At 57.7% G+C, this 22,123-nt stretch carries 20 protein-coding genes and 1 riboswitch; of the genes, 7 read left to right on the forward strand and 13 right to left on the reverse strand.

What is annotated here, in order from left to right; translation table 11 throughout:
* Nucleotides 1–2: 2 nt before the first annotated feature.
* The 3 genes from MOQ06_RS02190 to plsY form a co-directional block, all read right to left on the reverse strand.
* The gene (locus MOQ06_RS02190) at nt 3–305 is read right to left on the reverse strand and encodes an urease subunit gamma (RefSeq protein WP_003862556.1); all 303 of its coding nucleotides are present in this window, start codon (nt 303–305) and stop codon (nt 3–5) included.
* 10 nt (nt 306–315) lie between these two features.
* Nucleotides 316–1,143: an urease accessory protein UreD gene (locus MOQ06_RS02195; RefSeq protein WP_242170476.1), complete on the reverse strand. Its 828-nt coding sequence runs from the start codon at nt 1,141–1,143 to the stop codon at nt 316–318.
* A gap of 716 nt (nt 1,144–1,859) precedes the next feature.
* A complete protein-coding gene (gene plsY / locus MOQ06_RS02200) occupies nt 1,860–2,474 on the reverse strand; it encodes a glycerol-3-phosphate 1-O-acyltransferase PlsY (RefSeq protein WP_013098765.1) in 615 nt (204 codons plus the stop codon).
* A 107-nt stretch (nt 2,475–2,581) separates the two neighbouring features.
* On the opposite strand from plsY, the gene folB reads away from it, so the two are divergent.
* On the forward strand, nt 2,582–2,950 hold the full coding sequence (folB, locus tag MOQ06_RS02205; RefSeq protein WP_193355002.1) for a bifunctional dihydroneopterin aldolase/7,8-dihydroneopterin epimerase: 369 nt from the start codon (nt 2,582–2,584) through the stop codon (nt 2,948–2,950).
* A 105-nt stretch (nt 2,951–3,055) separates the two neighbouring features.
* The gene (gene bacA / locus MOQ06_RS02210; RefSeq protein ID WP_148418440.1) at nt 3,056–3,877 is read left to right on the forward strand and encodes an undecaprenyl-diphosphate phosphatase; all 822 of its coding nucleotides are present in this window, start codon (nt 3,056–3,058) and stop codon (nt 3,875–3,877) included.
* A 13-nt stretch (nt 3,878–3,890) separates the two neighbouring features.
* On the opposite strand, the gene MOQ06_RS02215 is transcribed toward bacA, so the two are convergent.
* Both MOQ06_RS02215 and MOQ06_RS02220 read right to left on the reverse strand, forming a co-directional pair.
* The gene (locus tag MOQ06_RS02215) at nt 3,891–5,132 is read right to left on the reverse strand and encodes a multifunctional CCA addition/repair protein (RefSeq protein WP_193355001.1); all 1,242 of its coding nucleotides are present in this window, start codon (nt 5,130–5,132) and stop codon (nt 3,891–3,893) included.
* Nucleotides 5,133–5,193: 61 nt separating this feature from the next.
* Nucleotides 5,194–5,814, reverse strand: coding sequence for a TIGR04211 family SH3 domain-containing protein (locus MOQ06_RS02220; protein ID WP_001303390.1), 621 nt, complete (start codon nt 5,812–5,814; stop codon nt 5,194–5,196).
* A gap of 237 nt (nt 5,815–6,051) precedes the next feature.
* Here MOQ06_RS02220 and MOQ06_RS02225 point away from each other — a divergent pair, with 237 nt between their 5' ends.
* The 3 genes from MOQ06_RS02225 to hldE are packed head-to-tail and all read left to right on the forward strand — an operon-like array spanning nt 6,052 to nt 11,701.
* On the forward strand, nt 6,052–7,353 hold the full coding sequence (locus tag MOQ06_RS02225) for an inorganic triphosphatase (protein ID WP_176609465.1): 1,302 nt from the start codon (nt 6,052–6,054) through the stop codon (nt 7,351–7,353).
* Between the two features lie 21 nt (nt 7,354–7,374).
* Entirely contained in the window at nt 7,375–10,230 is a 2,856-nt protein-coding gene (glnE, locus tag MOQ06_RS02230; protein ID WP_242170479.1) for a bifunctional [glutamate--ammonia ligase]-adenylyl-L-tyrosine phosphorylase/[glutamate--ammonia-ligase] adenylyltransferase, read from the forward strand.
* A 40-nt stretch (nt 10,231–10,270) separates the two neighbouring features.
* Nucleotides 10,271–11,701, forward strand: a complete 1,431-nt coding sequence (gene hldE, locus MOQ06_RS02235) for a bifunctional D-glycero-beta-D-manno-heptose-7-phosphate kinase/D-glycero-beta-D-manno-heptose 1-phosphate adenylyltransferase HldE (protein WP_148418444.1) — start codon at nt 10,271–10,273, stop codon at nt 11,699–11,701.
* A 76-nt stretch (nt 11,702–11,777) separates the two neighbouring features.
* On the opposite strand, the gene ubiK is transcribed toward hldE, so the two are convergent.
* Nucleotides 11,778–12,074 (reverse strand): ubiquinone biosynthesis accessory factor UbiK, encoded by a 297-nt coding sequence (gene ubiK, locus MOQ06_RS02240; protein WP_148418445.1) that lies wholly within the window; start codon nt 12,072–12,074, stop codon nt 11,778–11,780.
* 119 nt (nt 12,075–12,193) lie between these two features.
* Nucleotides 12,194–12,344: riboswitch (FMN riboswitch) on the forward strand.
* A gap of 105 nt (nt 12,345–12,449) precedes the next feature.
* Here ubiK and ribB point away from each other — a divergent pair.
* A complete protein-coding gene (ribB, locus tag MOQ06_RS02245; RefSeq protein WP_148418446.1) occupies nt 12,450–13,103 on the forward strand; it encodes a 3,4-dihydroxy-2-butanone-4-phosphate synthase in 654 nt (217 codons plus the stop codon).
* 44 nt (nt 13,104–13,147) lie between these two features.
* Here the strand turns inward: ribB and MOQ06_RS02250 are convergent, their stop codons facing one another.
* The 5 genes from MOQ06_RS02250 to zupT form a co-directional block, all read right to left on the reverse strand.
* Nucleotides 13,148–14,206: a type 1 fimbrial protein gene (locus MOQ06_RS02250; RefSeq protein ID WP_242170482.1), complete on the reverse strand. Its 1,059-nt coding sequence runs from the start codon at nt 14,204–14,206 to the stop codon at nt 13,148–13,150.
* The gene (locus MOQ06_RS02255) at nt 14,190–14,945 is read right to left on the reverse strand and encodes a molecular chaperone (RefSeq protein ID WP_242170485.1); all 756 of its coding nucleotides are present in this window, start codon (nt 14,943–14,945) and stop codon (nt 14,190–14,192) included. The genes MOQ06_RS02250 and MOQ06_RS02255 overlap by 17 nt, the downstream gene beginning before the upstream one ends.
* Before the next feature lie 9 nt (nt 14,946–14,954).
* The gene (locus MOQ06_RS02260) at nt 14,955–17,393 is read right to left on the reverse strand and encodes a fimbria/pilus outer membrane usher protein (RefSeq protein ID WP_242170488.1); all 2,439 of its coding nucleotides are present in this window, start codon (nt 17,391–17,393) and stop codon (nt 14,955–14,957) included.
* Between the two features lie 73 nt (nt 17,394–17,466).
* A complete protein-coding gene (locus tag MOQ06_RS02265) occupies nt 17,467–18,024 on the reverse strand; it encodes a fimbrial protein (protein ID WP_242170491.1) in 558 nt (185 codons plus the stop codon).
* A 405-nt stretch (nt 18,025–18,429) separates the two neighbouring features.
* On the reverse strand, nt 18,430–19,203 hold the full coding sequence (gene zupT / locus MOQ06_RS02270; RefSeq protein ID WP_148418451.1) for a zinc transporter ZupT: 774 nt from the start codon (nt 19,201–19,203) through the stop codon (nt 18,430–18,432).
* A gap of 130 nt (nt 19,204–19,333) precedes the next feature.
* On the opposite strand from zupT, the gene ygiD reads away from it, so the two are divergent.
* Nucleotides 19,334–20,122 carry a 4,5-DOPA dioxygenase extradiol gene (ygiD, locus tag MOQ06_RS02275; protein ID WP_242170493.1) on the forward strand — a complete coding sequence of 263 codons (789 nt, stop codon included), beginning with the start codon at nt 19,334–19,336 and terminating at the stop codon, nt 20,120–20,122.
* Nucleotides 20,123–20,201: 79 nt separating this feature from the next.
* On the opposite strand, the gene MOQ06_RS02280 is transcribed toward ygiD, so the two are convergent.
* Both MOQ06_RS02280 and MOQ06_RS02285 read right to left on the reverse strand, forming a co-directional pair.
* A complete protein-coding gene (locus MOQ06_RS02280; RefSeq protein ID WP_148418453.1) occupies nt 20,202–21,362 on the reverse strand; it encodes a glutathionylspermidine synthase family protein in 1,161 nt (386 codons plus the stop codon).
* Nucleotides 21,363–21,364: 2 nt separating this feature from the next.
* Nucleotides 21,365–22,030: a DUF1190 family protein gene (locus MOQ06_RS02285; protein ID WP_006811983.1), complete on the reverse strand. Its 666-nt coding sequence runs from the start codon at nt 22,028–22,030 to the stop codon at nt 21,365–21,367.
* Between the last annotated feature and the right edge of the window lie 93 nt (nt 22,031–22,123).

Genomic DNA, 22,123 nt, shown 5'->3' on the forward strand with positions numbered 1-22,123 from the left:
CCTTAAACGATCGGGTTGTGGACGGTGACGAGCTTGGATCCGTCCGGGAAGGTTGCTTCTACCTGAATATCCGGGATCATCTCCGGCACGCCCTCCATCACCTGATCGCGCGTCAGGACGTGGCGGCCCGCCTCCATCAGCGAGGCGACGGTTTCGCCATCGCGCGCGCCTTCCATAATGAAGGCGCTGATCAGCGCGACCGATTCCGGATAGTTGAGCTTTACCCCGCGCGCCAGGCGGCGTTCGGCAACCAGCGCGGCGGTAAACAGCAACAGCTTGTCTTTTTCTCTGGGTGTTAGTTCCATAACGTTTCTCTTATGTCTGCCAGATGCGCGGTGAACAGGCGGTTCTGGCGGTGAGAAGCGGGCGAAGCGACTGCCAGATATCGCGCATCACCCGCTGGCAAATCAGGTTGTCGTGGGAGAGAAAACGCACCGACAGCAGATCGTCGGTGAGCGTTGCGCCCACAAAATGTTCCAGAGGCGTAAGCCGTTCGCGCACCGCGTCGAGATGGTCTTCCCCGGCCGGATAGCACAGCAGCGTGCCGACCCACGGATGACCGGCGACCGGGGAGAGATCGCCGCCGCTGAGATGCTGGCGCTCAATCAGCCGCGGCTCGTCATCAATCCACACTTCAAGACGGCTCTCCAGCGTGCCGTGGCTAAAGGTTTCGTTAATCACCGGGCGGCCCAGGCAGTACAGCTCCCAGGCCAGCAGCGTGCTGGTAGCGCGCAGGTGAAAGACGGAACGCAGCGCGGCATGTGCGCCGGGAAAGATAATGGTATCCTGCGGCAGCCACTCCAGCGTGGCGTCTTCGTCCAGGTAAAAATGCTGGTTCAGGCGAGCCTGCGGGCCGCTGCTGCGATAGAACTTGCTGGCGCCGGGCATGGTGATAAGCGCATGGCTTTTGGCGTCCAGGCGCGCGGTGATATCCAGCCTGTCACCGCCCACCACGCCGCCCGGCGGGTGCAGCAGATAGAGATGGCAGGTTTCCCCTTCGGGGTAGAACGGACGCTGAACCGTGAGCGGCCCGACGTGGTGCGCGGCATGGAGGAGGGTTTTCTCAGGCGTGTGGCAAAACCGCAGGTCAAGCGAGGCCTGCCAGCCTTTGTACGAACTATCAGTGACCTGAGTTGCTAACATGGTGCTTCCATTCGCGCGCCCGGGAGATACGTTTCAGTATGCCCTGGCGGAAATGAAGGCTGTCATATGAGTCGCTTATGGATGGGGCCTGTATTTTGGGGCTGCGGTGGAAGGGTTCCGTTCACTATGGCTTTTCTGCTTTATGGGTATCCCGCTGCGGTGAACGTGTTAAGGGGGCCACCGCGGCCCCCTTAACAATCCCGGCTCCCGGCAAAGAAAATCGCCGCTGCGCGGTCCCTTCGGCTTATTCCCTCCGGCTATCGGGTCGGGCGCGATCCTACATCCATGTAGGTCACGCCCTCTTGGCGCATCCATGCACCTCGCCCCGGCCTGCGGTCAACGCCTCAGCGATTTTCAGCCGGATCAGGCGTTTACTCAACCTTCTCAGCAGCGTGAATGTGGCACGGGTGTTGAGTCCCCGCTGAAATCGGCGAACCGGAGACCGGATGACAAGGGCTGGACGCCAGGGATGGCGGCCAGAGGCGAATCGAGACAGGATGTCGAGTTGAGCCGACCGCAGGCAGCGGGTCGTGAGGTGAGCGCAGTGCGAAGCACCGATTTCGTCGCGGGGCCGCGGGGATTGATAAGGGGGCCGCGGTGGCCCCCTTATCACGTTCACGGGTTCCGGAACCCTTATCACGTTCACGGGTTCCGGAACGTCATATTCTGTTGGTCATAAAGTGAACGGAACAATTCCACTAAAAGTAAATAAAACCCTACCGCGTCTCTCTCTTCTTCCGCTTTAACCGCGCCCAGATTTTCGTCTCCTGACGTCGCCACAGACGCTGAATATTATCGTGATGGCGCAGCAGGATAAGACACGAGAGCATCGACACCGGGAAGGTAAACTGCGGCTTGAACCACCAGACGTAGAACGGGGCAATCAGCGCGCTGACGATGGCGCCCAGCGACGAATAGCCGCTCAGAAGGATGGTCAGCAGCCAGGTACCCGCCATCACGCCGGTGAGGTCCCAGCCGATAGGCGCAATGGCACCAAACGCGGTAGCCACGCCTTTCCCGCCCTTAAAACCAAAGAAAACAGGCCAGATATGGCCAACGCAGGCGGCGATGGCAATCAGCCCCAGCCAGAACGGCGTGACGCCCAGCGCATACGCCCCCCAGACGGGAAGCATCCCTTTCAGAACATCAAAAATCAAAACCGCTACGGCTGCTCCCTTGCCGCCAATTCGTAGTACATTGGTCGCCCCCGGATTCCCGGAACCACTTTCACGCGGGTCAGGTAACCCGGCGATGCGGCAGACCAGAATGGCGCTGGAGATTGAGCCGCAAAGGTAGGCGAGGAGAATCATTCCAGGCGCGATTGCACTCATAACGCTGTTCCGTTTTGAAAATGTATCTGTATTCTCAGCATCTGTGGATAATACGCATAATTCGCCGGAAGTGGTATCCGGTTTAGCCAAAAAGCAGGCAGGTCGTGATGGATATTGTATTTATAGAGCAACTTTCGGTAATCACCACAATTGGTGTTTACGACTGGGAACAGACCATCGAGCAGAAGCTGGTGTTCGATATCGAAATGGGCTGGGATAACCGCAGGTCAGCAAAAAGCGATGATGTGAACGACTGTCTGAGCTACGCCGACATCAGTGAAGCGGTTATCGCGCACGTTGAAGGGCAACGTTTTGCGCTGGTAGAACGAGTGGCGGAAGAGGTGGCCGAACTGCTGCTGACCAAATTCAATTCGCCGTGGGTACGCATTAAGCTGAGCAAGCCGGGCGCGGTGGCGCGCGCGGCCAACGTGGGCGTCATCATTGAGCGTGGCACAAATCTGAAAGGGAAGATTTAACGTCATAATAGCTAAACCATTTTAGATTATACCGGTCTTAAAACCGTGTCTTTCACGTTAGCCGCTGTGGCGAGCGTTTTTTAATATCTTTTTAGGGGTTTATAGATGAGCGATATGCACTCGCTGCTGGTGGCGGCAATACTGGGTGTGGTCGAAGGATTGACGGAATTTTTGCCGGTTTCCAGCACGGGCCATATGATTATCGTTGGCCATCTGCTGGGCTTTGAGGGTGAAACCGCAAAGACGTTTGAGGTGGTGATTCAGCTGGGCTCTATCCTGGCGGTGGTCGTAATGTTCTGGCGTCGTCTGTTTGGCCTGATCGGCATCCACTTCGGGCGTCTGCCGCAGCGTGAAGGAGAGAGCAAAGGCCGCCTGACGCTGATTCATATTCTGCTTGGGATGATCCCGGCGGTGGTGCTGGGGCTGGTGTTCCACGATACCATTAAATCGCTGTTTAACCCGATTAACGTCATGTACGCGCTGGTGGTCGGCGGCTTCCTGCTGATTGCCGCAGAAATGCTGAAGCCAAAAATCCCGCGTGCGGAAGGTCTGGACGATATGACCTATCGCCAGGCCTTTATCATTGGCTGCTTCCAGTGTCTGGCGCTGTGGCCGGGCTTCTCCCGTTCAGGCGCAACGATTTCCGGCGGGATGCTGATGGGCGTAAGCCGTTACGCGGCATCTGAGTTCTCGTTCCTGCTGGCGGTGCCGATGATGATGGGCGCCACCGCGCTGGACCTCTATAAAAGCATTGGCTTCCTGACCGTGGGCGACATTCCGATGTTCGCCGTGGGCTTTATCACCGCCTTTATCGTGGCGCTGATTGCCATCAAAACCTTCCTGCAGCTGATTAAGCGTATCTCGTTCATTCCGTTCGCGATCTACCGCTTTATCGTCGCGGCTGCCGTGTACGTGGTCTTCTTCTGATGACCAACCGCCCTCAGTCTTTCGGCTGAGGGCAACGTTTTTCCTTCCACGCCGCAACCGCGTCAATCCGCCGCTTCGTCAGCTCTGCGCGAATTTCCGGGCCCTTAAACCCTGCTTCTACCACCGCTTTCGTTGGCACCGCCTTAGCCACTTCCCACGCCTCGCGCAGCAAACGCCCCTGCGGATAATCGGACGCTTCAAACCCGGTACGGCCACGCACGTCCGCTTCGCTGGTGAGCGCAATCTGCTCCACGCGCTGCGGCTTGCGCCAGGCGTCGATGTTATCGAACAGCTTCACAATGGTGGCAGGCTTCAGGATCGGGAAGGTGTGGATCAGGTCGTGGAACTCGGCGACCAGCTTCGCCAGGTCGCGGATGTCATTCGGCACGCGCAGGCGCTGGCATAGCCCTTCGACCAGCTTCACGCCTGCCGGGCCATGCCCGTGGTGGCGCGGCCAGAGCGCCTTTGGCGTTAACCCTTTGCCGAGATCGTGACAGAGGGTGGAGAAGCGCACGTCCACCTCAGGACTGAGCATAGCGGCCATGCTGAGCGTCATCAGGGTATGAATACCGGTATCAATTTCCGGGTGCCATTTCGCCGGCGCCGGAACGCCAAACAGCGCGTCTATTTCCGGGAACAGCACCTTCAGCGCCCCGCAGTCGCGCAGCACCTGGAAAAAGACCTGTGGATTGCGGGTGGTCAGGGCATTTTCCGTCTCTTTCCAGACGCGCTCCGGCGTCAGGTGTGCCAGCTCGCCGGCTTCGGTCATGGCCGTCATCAGCGCCATCGTCTCGTCGGCGATGCGGAAGCTGAGATGGGCATAACGGGCGGCGAAACGCGCGACGCGCAGCACGCGAAGCGGATCTTCCGAAAAGGCAGGGGAAATATGGCGTAAAAGACGATCGCGCAGATCGTTCTGGCCGCCGTAGGCGTCGATGATATGGCCGTTTTCGTCCTGAGCCAGGGCGTTAATGGTGAGATCGCGGCGCAGTAAATCCTGCTCCAGCGTCACGTCCGGGGCGGCGTAACAGGTGAAGCCGGTATAGCCGGAGCCCGATTTTCGTTCAGTACGCGCCAGGGCGTACTCTTCCCGGCTTTTCGGGTGCAGAAACACGGGAAAATCGCGGCCTACCTGCTGGTAGCCCGCGTCAATCATCGCTTCGGGCGTGGCACCGACCACCACCCAGTCTTTATCTTTGACCGGCAGACCTAACAACGCATCACGTACCGCACCACCGACCAGATAACTCTTCACGCACCACTCTCCCGTTTTTTCTTGTCGCAAGATAATACGTAAGTGTGGCAGAGAAGACGAGTTAGTTCATCCAGCGGTCTTTACGCTTGCGGCTTGGGATGAGGTGAGGAAGCACCAGACCCAGCACCAGGCCTACGCCCAGCACGCCGCCGCCATACATAAACCACTGCATGATGATGGTACGCTGTTTGTCATCAAGCTGAAGATTGGCGGCGTTGACTTTCTTCTGCGCGACAATCAGTTCGTTTTTCAGCTTCTGGTTTTCGTCCTTCAGACCGGCGATCACGCTGTCGCTTTGCGCCACCTTCTGCTGCATCTCCGCGGTGCGCTGGTTCCAGGTGCCGTCAATGTTGTTCAGCTTATCGGTCAGGGTTTTCACCTGATTTTCCAGATCCGGCACGCGGGTGCGCAGGCTTGGTACCGTGCTCAGCTCCTTCAGCGGGATCCAGGAGGTGCGGCCAGAGCTGTCACGAACCTGACCGTAATTGGTGTCTGCATTCGTTTGCAGCAGAGTTACTTCCTCGCCGGCATTTACCGTACCCACGAGGCGATAATTGTCTCCGGGGCCGCTGCGTACCCAGGTGTTCAGTTCATCAGAAACGTAACGTTTCTCTTCAGCGTGGACCGCGGTTGCGGCGCTAAAAGCGAGTAAAGTAAGTCCAATCAGGCGTAATTTAAGCATATCAGTCGTTATTTTCATAAAAAGTGGAACGATAGTAGTGGTATCAGTGTCGCTACGCAAAGGATTCATCATCAATCGGAATCATCTGTGTCATGATTTCCACCGCTTTTAACTTTTACGCCCGTCAAATTGCTCATTGCGTGGCAATTTGGCGCAAAATACTATGTACTGACAAACAAATGGCGAGGAAGTTCGCCCTCATCGACGCGTCTGTGACGCACGCAAAAGTACAAGGCTATGGCACAAGAGATCGAATTAAAGTTTATCGTCGAAAAAGAGAGCGCTGACGCGCTTCGCCAGCATCTGAATACGCTGTCCGGCGAGCACCATGAACCCGTACAGCTGCTCAACATCTATTACGAAACGCCGGACAGCTGGCTGCGTAACCACGATATGGGCCTGCGCATCCGCGGCGCGAACGGGCGCTACGAGATGACGATGAAAATTGCCGGTCGCGTGGTGGGCGGTTTGCACCAGCGCCCGGAATACAATATCGATATCAGTAAGCCAGAACTTGAGCTGGAACGTTTTCCGGCGGAAGTCTGGCCGGAAGGCACGCTGCCCGCAACGCTGTCGGCAGAGGTAAAACCGCTGTTCAGCACCGATTTCTGGCGCGAGAAATGGCTGGTGACGGAAGGCAAAAGCCGCATTGAAATCGCGTTTGACCGGGGTGAGGTTAAGGCTGGCGAAGAGCAGGAGCCCATCTGCGAGCTGGAGCTTGAACTGCTGGAGGGTGAGGCGAGCGACGTGCTGAAGCTGGCGCGTAAGCTGGTGAACCAGCCGGGCTTACGCCAGGGCAGCCTGAGCAAAGCGGCGCGCGGCTATCATCTCGCTGCCGGGAATGCACCCCGCGTGCTGCGAGAAACCCCCATTCTGCGCGTTGTGCCGAAAGCCTCCGTTGAGCAGGGCATGGAAGCGGCGCTGGAGCTGGCGCTCTCCCAGTGGCAGTACCACGAGGAGCTGTGGGCGCGTAACGTGAAAAATGCCAAAAAACAGGTGCTGGCCGCCATCGGCCTGGTGCGTCATACCCTGACGCTGTTCGGCGGTATCGTGCCGCGTAAAGCCAGCGCTCATTTGCGTGATTTGCTGACCCAGACCGAAACGCTGATGCTTTCCGACGTATCGGCACAAACGGCGATCTACAGCCCGCAAAACGCCAGCGCAAAACTGGCGCTGACCGAGTTTCTGGTGACCCGCGGCTGGCGCACTTTCCTTGATGCGAAAGGGCAGACCAAAATCGCGGAAAACTTCAAACGCTTTGCGGATATCCATCTTTCCCGCCACGCCGCCGAGCTGAGAACGACCTTCGCGCATCCGCTGGGCGACCAGTATGGCGACCAGCTTCCCCGCCTTGCGCGCAACATCGACAGCATGCTGCTGTTGTCCGGCGCGTATGAGGGCGTAAAAGCGCAGGCCTGGCTGGAGAACTGGCAGGGGCTGAAGCATGCCATCGAGACCCGTCAGCAGATTGAGATCGAGCATTTCCGCAACGAGGCCATTTCGCAGGATCCGTACTGGCTGCACAGCGGAAAACGTTAATTCTGGCAAGGAACCCCTGATATGCCGCTTTCTTCGCAGTTACAGCAGCACTGGCAGACCGTTTGCGAACGCCTGCCCGAGTCGTTACCCGCGTCATCGTTAAGCGAGCAGGCGAAAAGCGTGCTCACGTTCAGTGATTTTGTGCAGGAGAGCGTCAGCGCCAACCCGGACTGGCTGGCAGAGCTGGAAAGCGCGCCGCCGCAGGCTGACGAGTGGCGGCATTATGCTGGCTGGCTGCAAGCCGCGCTGGCAGAGGTGGCGGATGAAGCCACGCTGATGCGCGTTCTGCGTCAGTTCCGCCGCCGGGTGATGGTGCGCATTGCCTGGGCGCAGGCGCTGGAGCTGGTGAGCGAAGAGAGCACCTTGCAGCAGTTGAGCGAGCTGGCGCAGACGCTGATTATCGCCGCGCGGGACTGGCTCTACGCCGCCTGCTGTAAAGAGTGGGGCACGCCGTGCAGCGAAGAAGGGGTTCCGCAGCCGCTGTTGATTCTGGGGATGGGGAAGCTGGGCGGCTGCGAGCTGAACTTCTCTTCGGATATCGACCTGATTTTTGCCTGGCCGGAGAACGGCTCCACGCGCGGCGGTCGCCGCGAGCTGGACAACGCCCAGTTCTTCACCCGGCTGGGGCAACGGCTGATTAAGGCGCTGGATCAGCCCACGCAGGACGGCTTTGTCTACCGCGTGGACATGCGCCTGCGCCCGTTTGGCGACAGCGGTCCGCTGGTGCTGAGCTTTGCCGCGCTGGAGGATTATTACCAGGAGCAGGGCCGCGACTGGGAGCGCTACGCGATGGTGAAAGCGCGGATCATGGGCGACAGCGATGACGCTTACGCCAACGAGCTGCGCGCCATGCTTCGCCCGTTCGTATTCCGCCGCTACATCGACTTCAGCGTGATCCAGTCCCTGCGAAACATGAAAGGAATGATTGCCCGCGAGGTGCGCCGCCGTGGCCTGAAGGACAACATCAAGCTCGGCGCAGGCGGTATTCGTGAAATCGAATTTATCGTGCAGGTCTTCCAGCTGATACGCGGCGGGCGTGAGCCCTCTTTGCAGTCCCGCTCGCTGCTGCCGACGCTGAGCGCTATCGACCGGCTGCATCTGCTGCCGGAAGGCGACGCGCAAACGCTTCGTGAGTCTTACCTGTTCCTGCGTCGTCTGGAAAATCTGCTGCAAAGCATCAACGACGAACAGACCCAGACGTTACCGGGCGATGAGCTGAACCGGGCGCGTCTGGCCTGGGGCATGCGCGTGGAGGACTGGGCAACGCTGATCGAAAAGCTGGACGCTCACATGGCGGGCGTGCGCCGTATCTTTAACGATCTGATCGGCGATGACGAAAGCGAATCGCAGGACGACGCGCTCTCCGAACACTGGCGCGAGCTGTGGCAGGACGCGCTCCAGGAAGATGACACCACGCCGGTGCTGGCGCACCTAAGCGACGATGCCCGCCATCGCGTGGTGGCGTTAATCGCCGACTTCCGCCTCGAACTGAACAAGCGCGCCATTGGCCCGCGCGGTCGTCAGGTGCTGGATCACCTGATGCCGCATCTGCTGAGCGACGTCTGCTCCCGCGAGGATGCGCCGGTGCCGCTGTCGCGCATGATGCCGCTCCTGAGCGGGATCGTCACGCGTACCACCTACCTTGAGCTGCTGAGCGAGTTTCCCGCCGCGCTCAAGCACCTGATTTCCCTCTGCGCCGCCTCGCCGATGGTGGCCAACAAGCTGGCGCGATATCCGCTGCTGCTGGACGAGCTGCTCGATCCAAATACGCTGTATCAGCCGACGGCGACGGACGCCTACCGCGACGAGCTGCGCCAGTATCTGCTGCGCGTGCCGGAGGAGGACGAAGAGCAGCAGCTTGAGGCGCTGCGTCAGTTCAAGCAGGCGCAGATGCTGCGCGTGGCGGCGGCAGATATTGCCGGTACGCTGCCGGTGATGAAAGTGAGCGATCACTTAACCTGGCTGGCGGAGGCGATCATAGACGCGGTGGTTCACCAGGCGTGGGTGCAGATGGTGGCCCGCTACGGCCAGCCGAAGCACCTTGCAGACCGCGAGGGGCGCGGTTTTGCGGTGGTGGGTTACGGAAAGCTGGGCGGATGGGAGCTGGGCTACAGCTCCGATCTGGATTTGATTTTCCTGCACGACTGTCCGGCAGACGTGATGACCGACGGCGAGCGCGAAATCGACGGGCGGCAGTTCTACCTGCGCCTGGCCCAGCGCATTATGCACCTGTTCAGCACCCGCACCTCGTCCGGCATTCTGTATGAAGTGGATGCGCGCCTGCGCCCGTCCGGCGCGGCAGGCATGCTGGTCACCTCGACGGACGCTTTTGCCGACTATCAGAAGAACGAAGCGTGGACGTGGGAGCATCAGGCGCTGGTGCGCGCCCGCGTGGTGTACGGCGATCCGCAGCTCAAAACGCAGTTTGATGCAATTCGCAAGACGGTCATGACGACCCCGCGCGAGGGCAGCACGCTGCAAACCGAAGTGCGGGAGATGCGTGAGAAGATGCGCGCGCACCTTGGCAACAAACATCGCGATCGCTTTGATATCAAAGCCGATGAAGGCGGTATTACCGATATTGAATTTATCACGCAGTACCTGGTGCTGCTGCACGCGCACGATAAGCCGAAGCTGACCCGCTGGTCGGATAACGTGCGCATTCTGGAACTGCTGGCGCAAAACGACATCATGGACGAGCAGGAGGCGCAGGCCTTAACCCGTGCCTATACCACCCTGCGCGACGAGCTGCACCACCTGGCGCTGCAGGAGCAGCCGGGCCATGTGGCGCTGGACTGTTTCGCCGAAGAACGCGCGCAGGTGACCGCCAGCTGGCAGAAGTGGCTGGTGGAACCGTGCGTAACAAAACAAGTGTGATATTATCGCGCGCAAATTGTGAATCTTTCTGGAGTCAGGAATGAAAGTAACACTGCCAGAGTTTGAACGTGCTGGGGTTATGGTTGTCGGTGATGTGATGCTGGATCGCTACTGGTATGGGCCGACCAGCCGTATCTCACCGGAAGCGCCGGTGCCGGTGGTTAAGGTCGATACCATTGAAGAGCGTCCGGGCGGCGCGGCAAACGTGGCGATGAACATTGCCTCTCTGGGCGCGCAGTCGCGTCTGGTGGGCCTGACCGGCATCGACGATGCGGCGCGCGCGCTGAGCCAGTCGCTGGCGGACGTGAACGTGAAGTGCGACTTCGTTTCGGTTCCGACGCACCCGACTATCACCAAGCTGCGCGTGCTGTCGCGTAACCAGCAGCTGATCCGCCTCGACTTCGAAGAAGGTTTCGAGGGCGTCGATCCTGAGCCGCTGCACGAGCGCATCAGCCAGGCGCTGGGCCATATCGGTGCGCTGGTGCTGTCAGACTATGCCAAAGGCGCGCTGGCCAGCGTGCAGACGATGATCCAGCTGGCGCGTAAAGCCGGCGTACCCGTACTGATCGACCCTAAAGGCACCGACTTTGAGCGCTATCGCGGCGCAACGCTGCTGACGCCAAACCTCTCCGAGTTTGAAGCGGTGGCGGGCAAGTGCAAAACCGAGGAAGAGCTGGTTGAGCGCGGGATGAAGATTATCGCTGACTTTGAGCTGTCCGCGCTGCTGGTGACCCGCTCCGAGCAGGGCATGACGCTGCTCCAGCCGGGCAAAGCGCCGCTGCATATGCCAACCCAGGCGCAGGAAGTGTACGACGTGACCGGTGCCGGTGACACGGTGATCGGCGTGCTGGCGGCGACGCTGGCCGCGGGTAACGCTCTGGAAGAAGCGTGCTACTTCGCGAACGCGGCGGCGGGCGTGGTGGTTGGCAAGCTCGGGACCTCTACCGTTTCGCCAATCGAGCTGGAAAACGCGGTGCGCGGCCGTGCCGATACCGGCTTTGGCGTCATGACCGAAGAAGAGCTGAAGGTGGCCGTTGCCGCCGCGCGTAAACGCGGTGAAAAAGTGGTGATGACCAACGGCGTATTCGACATTCTGCACGCGGGCCACGTCTCTTATCTGGCGAACGCGCGCAAGCTGGGCGATCGCCTGATCGTGGCGGTTAACAGCGATGCCTCAACCAAACGTCTGAAAGGCGAAACGCGTCCGGTGAACCCGCTGGAGCAGCGCATGATTGTGCTTGGCGCGCTGGAAGCGGTGGACTGGGTTGTGCCGTTTGAAGAAGACACGCCGCAGCGCCTGATTGCCGGGATCCTGCCAGACCTGCTGGTAAAAGGTGGGGATTACAAACCAGAGCAAATCGCGGGGAGCGAAGAGGTCTGGGCAAACGGCGGTGAGGTGATGGTGCTCAACTTTGAGGACGGGTGTTCAACCACCAACATCATCAAAAAGATCCAGAAAGACAGCCAGTAAAAAACGGGCCGGTTGGCCCGTTTTTTTTCACCCTCTCCCCGTGGGAGAGGGCTGGGGTGAGGGCATCAGGCCGCACTTACTCCTGGTCATCCACCGGTGGAATGGCCGGTGCCGGCTTCACTTCTTCCGGCGAATTGCGGTTTTCCAGCTCGCTCAGACGCTGTTCCAGCAGCGCCAGCTTCTCACGGGTGCGCAGCAGAACCTGGGTCTGCACGTCAAACTCTTCACGGCTGACTAAATCAAGGCGAACCAGCTGCGCCTGCAGCGTCTGGCGGATTTTCTTCTCAACGTCATCACCAAATTCACGAATGCCTTTCGGCATGGACTCATGAACCTGACGCGCGATCTGCTCAATTTTCTTTGGGTCAATCATAATGGCTTCCCTTGATAAGTCGGTGTTGATGAACATTGTAGCGCGTCCTGCCCGGGGTAAACAAAATTGTTTGAAGCTTATGCATTGCCCAGGTTAATCAATAGCGTTATAGTTATCTCGCTTATTCTCAGGGCGGGGCGAAATTCCCCACCGGCGGTAAATCAGCGTGACGCTGAAAGCCCGCGAGCGCTTTGGGTGAACACTCAAAGGTCAGCAGATCCGGTGTAATTCCGGGGCCGACGGTTAAAGTCCGGATGGGAGAGAGTAACGATCCAGTCGGGCATGGCCCGCTCACGTTATTTTTTTGCCGCTTGTACGGCGCTCCTAAGACTGCCCTGATTCTGGTAACCATATTGTTAATGAGGTTTTTTTACCATGAATCAGACGCTACTTTCCTCTTTTGGCACTTCAACTGAACGTGTTGAACACGCACTGGATGCACTGCGCGAAGGCCGCGGTGTGATGGTGCTTGACGATGAACACCGTGAAAACGAAGGCGACATGATTTTTGCCGCCGAAAACATGACCGTTGAGCAGATGGCGCTGACCATCCGTCACGGTAGCGGCATCGTATGCCTGTGTATTACCGAAGACCGTCGCCAGCAGCTCGATCTGCCGATGATGGTTGAAAACAACACCAGCGCCTTTGGTACCGGCTTTACCGTGACCATTGAAGCCGCGCACGGCGTGACCACCGGCGTGTCGGCGGCTGACCGTCTGACTACCGTACGTGCAGCGATCGCCGATGGGGCGAAACCCTCCGACCTGCACCGCCCGGGCCACGTCTTCCCGCTGCGCGCGCAGCCGGGCGGCGTACTTACCCGTGGTGGCCATACTGAAGCGACCATCGATCTGGTGACGCTGGCTGGCTTCAAGCCGGCGGGCGTGCTGTGCGAGCTGACCAACGATGATGGCACCATGGCGCGCGCGCCGGAGTGCATCACCTTTGCGCGTCTGCACAATATGCCGGTGGTGACGATTGAAGATCTGGTGGAGTATCGCCAGGCGCACGAGCGCAAAGCCAGCTGAAATTGCTGATGTAAAAAAGCCGGGGAGACCCGGCTTTTTTGTTTTTAGTGGTAGTTAATTTTGAACAGCACGACGGTTTCAAACGGGCCTGATTCAATGCGCGAGCCTTCGGCATGAGAAAGCTCAGCGGTGTAGTGCGTCTCAAAATGCAGCACTGAGCCGGTGAAATCGGCATATTCGTCATACTGGTTAAAGGCGTAGGGCTGCGTGCCGTTGAGAATACGCAGCTTTAAGCCGTTGCCGATCAGCAGCGCGGTATCGTTGGCCGTGAGTTCGTTATCGGTATAGAACGACGAGTCGATCTTAAAGCCGTCTGAACACTGCGCGTCCTGCATTTTGCTGGTTTTAACCGTGAACGTTCGCGTACGCGTTCCCTTGTTCACAATGTCGCGCGCGCTGAAGGTGCCAAAATCAATCTCCTGATTTTCAGGGTAAATGCTGAACGTTGCCCCGCAGTCCAGAACCTTGATATTTTCCAGCCCGTTGATGTGGTATTTGAGGTTTTTCGCATCCCAAAGGGCATTTACGCCGCCTTTGCCGTCAAACTGCACGACGATATAATCCCCGAGCGTGCTGACGTAACCCTGAGGCGGTATCGCTTTGAGCTTAACGTAGAGCCTGAAGCGCGCTGCAAAGGTGCGTGAGGTATGGACGTCCGACGCGTTTCCTGAACAGATGTTCTTCTCCCAGCCCATCGCCTTAAGCTGTTCAGCTGAGTATTTGCTCAGGCTATTGTTATCCAGACACTGGCCGGTATCCACGCCGAAGGTGTGTCCGGTCGCATCGTAATCTGCCCCCTCGTAGGTGACGCCCAGCTCATAGTAAGGATCTGATACCGACGGGTAAGGGTTCACCCAGGCGAACACGTTTTCGTTCTCATGATTTGAGGCGGTATTCCTGTCGCAGTAAACCGGGATCTTTATGTCGCTGGATTCCCAGATTTTTTGCCCGACCTTAGCGTTGCTGGGGATCGAAAATTCCGACACCGTTTTGGTTTGCTCGACCGGACCGTTTTGCGTGCCCAGGTAACAGTTCAGGGCCAGGGCATGCTTAAGCGGCAACATCACCAGCAGCAGAAAGAAAAGCTTAACGGGATGTCGCATGTTGCCCTGCCTTGCGCGGCGTCAGCGCGCACTGGGTTGACCGTGAACAGGTCAGATCGACCTTGCGTAGCGCACCGTAATCATCAATGTAACCAATGCTGTAGCCGCTCTCTTCCGGTTCACTTAGCGTGAGGGTGCGGGTGTCGAATGGGCTAATCATCAGGCTATCGAATCCCGGGAGCATGGTTTTTCCGTTGTTGCTCAGCCAGGCCAGGGTGATGAAATAGGGCGTGGGGTTTTTCAGCGTCATGGTTTTGCCCGCCACAGTCACCGCCAGCCGCATTTCCGCATCGTCTCCCGCCTTCTTGCGGATGGCTTCCGGTCGCCAGAACAGCTTGATGCGGCTCTGCATGGCCACCTGCATGACGCTGCGCGCTTCTTTCGGGCTTGCGCTTTTTGGCGGAACCTCACGCAGGTTGAAAAAGAACAGCGTCTCGCGATCGCCGGGAAGCTGCTGCGTCGCGGGCTGCCTGACGATCCGCACCTGTGACGACGTACCGGGCTCAAGGCGCTGGATGGGCGGCAGGGCCATAAAACGGCTGTCTTCTTTGCGTCCGTCCGCATCCTCCACCCAGGCGAGGGCAAGGTAGGGGAGCGATTTGCTCTGGTTCTCGATGGTCACACTGCTGGCCTTATCGCTTTCCGGGAAAACAATGCGCGTCCGATCGAGGTTAACGGCGGCGTGCGAGAAGCCGAGGCTGCAAATACAAAGTGCTGCAAATAACGTTTTTGATTTCATAGTGATAACTTACTGGCAGGGCAGGATGAGCTGCGTAACGTTTTCCAGGGTGGCCGGCAGGGAGAAATGGCACCGCTGGCTATCTCCCCACGTGACCGTAAAGTGTTGTCCGGCTTTTACCGCGCCCAGCCAGATATGTCCGTCCTGCGCGACAATCCCCATCTCCTGCCCGGAATCACGTTGACGAACCAGCGCACCAAGCGGCGGCGCGCCGGTAGCAGTGTGCAATACCCCAACCACGTCCTGCCCCTGGCGGGTGGCAATCAATCGATAGCCTATTGCCCCCTCGGTCCAGGCAGAGCGGATCACGCGGTTATCAACGTCTACGCCCTCCGGCAGGCTGTTCAGATTGACCTGCACGCTGGCGGGCATATAGCTGGAAAAGGCGGGCAGTACGCCGATGCCAAACGCATTTGTGGTATCGCGTGACTGGTTTAGCGGGATGTTGCCGATACCTTCCGTACTGACCATCACGCGGGGCTCGTTGCCATCGCTTCGTCGGTGAAAGGCCGCTCCCTGAGCGGTTGCGGTGAACGAACCGTTCCAGCTCGCACTGACCGAACGGTATTCACTGGCCTTATAGCTGCCTGAAAGGTTCAGGTCACCCGTTCCGGCATAATGCTGGTAGTTAGCGCTCACTTGCGCACCGGCATCGGGTGCTTCACTCTCTGTTCCTGCGGAAATTCCCCAGGTATTGTTCCTGTCAGAGGAGTCATACCAGGAGAGGGTCTGGCGCATGCTGTCGCTGTGCCGCACGTCGTAATTAAGACGATGATCCGAATCGAGAGGAACGCTGAGCGAAACGTAGATCTGCGTATCATCGCTTTGATCCGGATAGTGCGTTTTACTCCACGAGGCCGTTACGCCAAGGTTTTTCCAGCGGCCAAGATCGAAGTTATAGCCTGCCGTCAGGGTGCCCGTCGTGGACGCTTCTCTGTCCCACCAGGTCTGGCGCAGCATGCCGAGGTAGAGGTTAAGCGACAGGGCAGGAATATACTGGCTGGCGGTGATGCTGAAGGTCTGCTTCTCCGTTTCTGCGTCGTCCTGGTCTTGTTCAAGATAGCGGGCGTAGCTGAGATAGCGGCTGTCGGAATAGCGGTAGCTGGCAAGCGTAAGCTGGCTGCCGGTGGTATCGAAGCGTTTGCTGTAGTTTATTCGGTAACTGTATCCGGTCCGCTTATCCTCCCCGAGCCGCCGGCTGGTGGCCTGGGTGACATCTAACGACAGCGCCCCAAGCCAGTCCATGTTTTGCCCTATACCCGCCGCCAGCGCGCGATAGTCACTGCCGCTGTTGAGTAAGCCGCCGTAAAGAGACGTCCGGGAAAGCATACCCCAGGAGAATTCGCTGCTTAAAAAAGCTTCGCTTTCTACGCTGTGCGAGCTGTCCTGACGGGCTTTCCCGCCCGCCACCTTATAGCGAACCTGGCCTTTACGCGTCAGGAAAGGGACCGAAGCGGCTGAAACCTCAAAGGTGCTAAAGCGGCCGTCTTCTTCAGTGACGTTGACGTCGAGGGTGCCCTGCACCGATTGGTTAATATCCTGGATAACGAACGGGCCGGGTGGGACCCTGGTCTGGTAGATGATCCTGCCAGCCTGGCTGATCGTCACGGTCGCGTTGGTTTGCGCGATACCGGATACCTGCGGCGCATAGCCGCGCAGCGACCAGGGCAGCATACGTTCATCGCTGATAAGCGAGGCGCCCGTATAGGAAAAACTGTCGAAAATATCGGACTGGAAATCAGATTCACCCAGCGTCAGCTTTGACCCGAGCGTGGGTACCGGACGAAAAAGGTAAGCGCGGGATAAGCGCCCCTCGCTCTGCGAACCATCATCCGTTCTATTGAACGCGTACTGGTAATCCCCGCGCAGGCGCCAGGCGCCCAGGTTAGCCCCGGCAGTACCGTAGGTGTTGAGGCTATCGCTGGCCGTACCCTCGTCAGGCTGGTAGCGGCTGGCAAAAAGATTGTAATCCAGCAGCACGCCGGAGACGCCGTTGTCCCAGGTGGCTGGCGGCATCCAGTTGGTGGCGCGATACTGTAGCCAGGCCTGAGGCAGGGTTATCTCCAGCGTTTGGGTTGCCTGGATAAACGCGAAGTGAACCTGTGATAAGCCGCTAAAATCGATGCAGCCTGCTTTATCAGGTAGCGTACTGCGGATCTTGTCGTCCAGGCCGAAGGTATCTGCCAGCGCTGCCGGAATACATGCTTCCGTGGTTTCGCCTTTACGCCTCCAGGCTAATTGCCAGCCGTTCGCAAGGGGCGTGTTATTTACCGAAACAGTAACAAAATAGTTTCCCGGTGCGACGTGGTTCTTATCTTTAAACTGTGAAATATCAATATTACCGCGCTGGTCTTTATCGATTGCGTTAATGTTAAACTCAATGGCGAGCAGAGGGGAGGAGATAAGAAAGCCTGCGATGATCATTCCGGGTGAACTGTATTTCATCATTCAGCTCTCAAATAAAATAACGTCAATGGCTGGCAAATATATTGCCAGCCGAAATAGAACTAACGATATTTGCTTATTTGTACAGCAATACATAATTCGCGGTTGATTCAACCTGACCGGCCGTTGCCGTTTTACCGCTGACCGTTTCCATCTGTGCTTTAAAGTGCAGCGTCTGAGTGGAGGAACCTGCCGAGAGGTCGACGCTGTTTGCGGAGCCCAGAGTGATTGGTGACTCCGCGTTATCCAGTAAACGAACGCCGACGTTCTGCGCGCCCCCTGCATAGGTGTTGCTCATCAGGCTAGTATCGGTGCCGTCGGTTGCGGTGCTGCTGAAGGTCACTTCCACTTTGGAGACGGGTGTTGCCGTTTCGTCTCCAGCGTCAAGCTGGCAGTTTTCCAGATTGATATCAACCGGTACCGCCGAAGATTTTTTATTCGCATTCATCATCGCCGTTGTGACCTGGCCGAGCTCGATCTCTTTATCAATACTGTCTGGTGCAATATTGCATGGTGCGTCAATAATAACGCCCTTAAAGGTGATTTTACCGGAGCCCTGATCGCTTGCCTGCGCGGTGCCGGCGATAAAAGTGGTTAACGCAACCGCCAGGAGTGCTTTTGAAATATTTGGCATGAAATATCCTTTTTCTGAATAAGGTTGGTGAAGTATTTATGGTCGAGGCGGGCGCATTCTAAGACTAATTGTAACAATCCGTGATTAATAAAAATTTAAAGCCTAATTAAGTTTTTATTTATTAATTATTGAAGTGAATAGCTTATGAGTAACAAGAGAAAGGCGAGGGGATAAGTAACCGAAGCATCAGACGCGGTTGGTCTGCTTTTTGATCGTTTATATATGGTTAACGTCGCTAATAATATCTTTTCTGAATAACCCGACAGTAACGCCTTTAGCAGTTTTGCGCGTTAGCTCACTCTTATAATAGTGGGTCCGCGTCGTGCTTTATATTATTAATAATGATAGCCGGAGAGCACCATACGCTATAAAAATGGCGCTCCCTCAAAAAGGGAGCGCCATTGTTCAGCCAAGACCTGCCGTTTGCAGCAACACCAGGCTTAAACCCATCACCGACATGCCGCACAGCACCCCGTAGCTCGGGTTGTTGTTGGGGTCGATCTCTTTTGCCAGCGGCATCAGTTCATCTACCGACAGGGCGACCATGATCCCCGCCACGGCCGCCATAATTGCCGCCATCACGACCGGGGATACGAGGCTACCGAGGATCAGCCACGCCAGCACGCCGCCGAGTATTTCCGCCATCCCGGAGATACCCGCCCAGAAGACGGCCGTACGCTTTGAGCCGGTCGCGGCATAAACCGGCCCGGCTACGGCAAGTCCTTCAGGAATATTGTGCAAGGCAACGGCCAGCGCGACGCCAAAACCCATCTCCAGATTGCTGCTGGCCGTAACATACGTGGCGACGCCTTCCGGGAAGTTATGCAGGCTGATGCCCAGCGTCAGCAGAATAGCGGTGCGTTTGATATTGCCGGGTATTGGGGCAACGCTTTTCTGCATCAAATCCTGAGGGTGCGCGTGCGGCAGCATGCGGTCGAGCGCAAAATAGCCCAGCAGCCCGGCAATGAACATGCCGTAGCCCAGCACCGGGGACATTCCCTCGGTGTGAAGTGCGGCGGGCAGCATCTCCATCAGCGAAATAAGCAGCATGATCCCGGCGGCGAAGCCCAGCGAGAAGGCCAGCACGCGATTAGACGGTTTTTGCCCGAGCACGCCGAGGAACGCCCCGATAAAGGTCGCGGCGCCCGCGAGTATGGTCAAAATCAAGGGTACTGACATGCACTCTCCTTAAGCTGTTTCTGACATTCAAATTTCCTGATGATGATCTTCACGGTTATCTGCGTTCATCTTCACCTGAATGCGCGTAATGTAGAACCATCAAACTGACACCTCCTCTAAGGATATCACCATGTCTTCTTCTCGTATGCCAGCACTGTTTTTAGGCCACGGCAGCCCAATGAACGTTCTGGAAGATAACGTCTATACCCGCGCCTGGCGTCATCTGGGTGAGACGTTGCCGCGTCCGAAGGCGATTGTGGTGGTGTCCGCTCACTGGTTTACCCGCGGCACCGGCGTGACGGCCATGGAAGCGCCGAAAACTATCCATGATTTTGGCGGCTTCCCGCAGGCGCTGTATGACATGCATTACCCGGCTCCCGGCTCTCCTGAGCTGGCGCAACAGATGGTCGATCTGCTGGCGCCTGTTCCGGTAGCGCTGGATAAGGAAGCCTGGGGCTTTGACCACGGCTCGTGGGGCGTGCTGATAAAAATGTATCCGGATGCCGATATCCCGATGGTGCAGCTGAGTCTCGACAGCACCAGGCCGGCTGCCTGGCATATGGAGATGGGCCGTAAGCTGGCTTCGCTTCGTGATGAGGGCGTCATGCTGGTTGCCAGCGGTAACGTGGTACACAACCTGCGCACGGTACGCTGGCACGGTGAAAATACCCCGTATCCGTGGGCGACATCCTTTAATAACTACGTAAAAGACAACCTGACCTGGCAGGGGCCGGACGAGCGGCACCCGCTGGTGAACTATCTGGATCACGAAGGCGGTTCGCTCGCTAACCCAACGCCGGAACACTTCCTGCCGCTGCTGTACGTGCTGGGCGCGTGGGATGGTCAGGAGCCGGTTACGATCCCGATCGACGGAATAGAGATGGGAAGTTTGAGCATGCTGTCGGTGCAGGTGGGGTAAAAAAAGTAAAACGGCAACCTGAGGTTGCCGTTTTTAGCGTTTGCTCCCTCTCCCGTGGGAGAGGGCAACAGGCTGCACGCTACTCCACAAAAATATGCGGATAGAACCGTGACAGGTCCTGCGTAATCAAGGCGCGATCTTCGCGAATGCCAATCCCGGCAGGCTTATCGTTAATCAGCCAGCTGCCGATCAGCGTATAGCTGTCGCCAAACTTCGGCAGCTGATAAAACGCCTGGACGATCATCCCCTCTTCACCGTACGGCCCTTCAACCGCTTCCAGCGTTTTACCGTTTTCGATAATCGATACGTTCGCCCCTTCGCGGGAGAAGATCGGCTTAACGACGTATTTCTCCATCGGCGGGAAATCATCTTCGGCAAAGTACGCAGGCAGCAGGTTCGGGTGGTTCGGGAACATCTCCCACAGCATCGGCAGCAGGGCCTTGTTGGAGATAATGCTCTTCCATGCCGGCTCCAGCCAGCGGACGCCAGCGTCTTCCAGCTTGGTGGAGAACATCTCGCGCAGCATATATTCCCACGGATACAGCTTGAACAGGTTGCTGATCACCTGATCCTGCATGTCCGTAAACTGGCCTTTTTCACCTAAACCGATATCTTCGATATAGAGGAATTCCGTCGCCACTTCCGCTTCGGCCGCGCAGTCCTGCAAATACTGAACCGTACCGCGATCTTCTTCGGTATCGCGGCAGCAGGCGAGGTGCAGCAGGTTAAAACCGTGCTGTTCGCGCAGTTCGGCGAAACGCTCAATCAGCTTTTCCTGCAGGCTGTTGAACTGGTCGCTGCCTTCCGGCAGGTTTCCGGCGTTCGCCTGATCTTCCAGCCAGATCCACTGGAAAAACGCGGCTTCGTACAGGGAGGTTGGCGTATCCGCGTTGTTCTCGAGAAGCTTCGGTTCACCCACGCCATCCCAGGCCAGATCGAGGCGAGAGTAGAGCGAAGGCTGATTCGTTTTCCACGACTGACGGACAAAGCTCCAGGTGTGCTTCGGAATGCGGAATTTGGTCATCAGCGCATCGCTGTCGATGACTTTCTCAACCACCTTCAGGCACATCTGGTGCAGCTCAGCGGTCACGTCTTCAAGCTTTTCAACCTGAGCAAGCGTGAGCCTGTAGTAAGCATCTTCACACCAGTACGGCTCGCCGTACATGGTGTGGAAGTTAAAGCCGTATTCGGTAGCCTTTTCGCGCCAGTCCGGGCGCTCGACAATACTGACTCGTTCCATGATCACCCGCCCATTGAGCGAGTCGAAGAGCCGGTCGCGCTACGCTGCATGGTGGTTTGTTTGGCAACAGACTCGCCGAAGCCGCCGCGGGTAATGGTGCTGGTGGTTGCAGGTTTCGGCGCCATGGCGGTTTTCGGTACGGTCATGGTACGGCCAGGCGTTGCGGCACCGTAACCCTTGCCGGTGGCATCGGTATATTTACCGTACGCCGGGCTGTTCGGGTTTTTGGAGCTGAACAGCGGCTGCTGCTGGTAGCCCGCGCCGCCGCTCATCAGGCGGCCCATCATATAGCCCGCCATCAGCGGCATCCAGAAGCTGCCGCTGGACTGCGCCTGCGCCTGGTTTTCCGGCGCCATACCCGCCTGAGCCGGTGCCTGCTGGCACTGGCCTTCACCGAATTCAGCTACACAGTCTTCGCGTGAGGCGTATTTTGGCGCGGTGCGTTCCGCTTCTTTCAGGGCGTTGTTGTAGGCCGTTGTACATTCGGCGGCTTTACCGGTTGCGCTCGCGCAGTCGTCGGCGTTTTGATACAGCGAAACCGTTTCGTCGCTTTGCTCACAGCCTGCCAGCATAAAGACGGCGGTGACCGCCAGCGCGACAGGCGTCAGGTGGCGTGCGTTCCAGCTTTTGCGGAACGACGCGTGATTCATCGTTTTTGTCCGTTTCATAATTGTCTTCCAGGACCCAGTGGTAATAACGCTCAGGATAGAGGATGACTGGTTGAAAATGAAGCGAAGAGGGGCGGAAACAGGGAGATCTTT

It is taken from the genome of Enterobacter sp. I4 (genome assembly GCF_022669095.1).
Classification (GTDB): domain Bacteria; phylum Pseudomonadota; class Gammaproteobacteria; order Enterobacterales; family Enterobacteriaceae; genus Enterobacter; species Enterobacter pasteurii.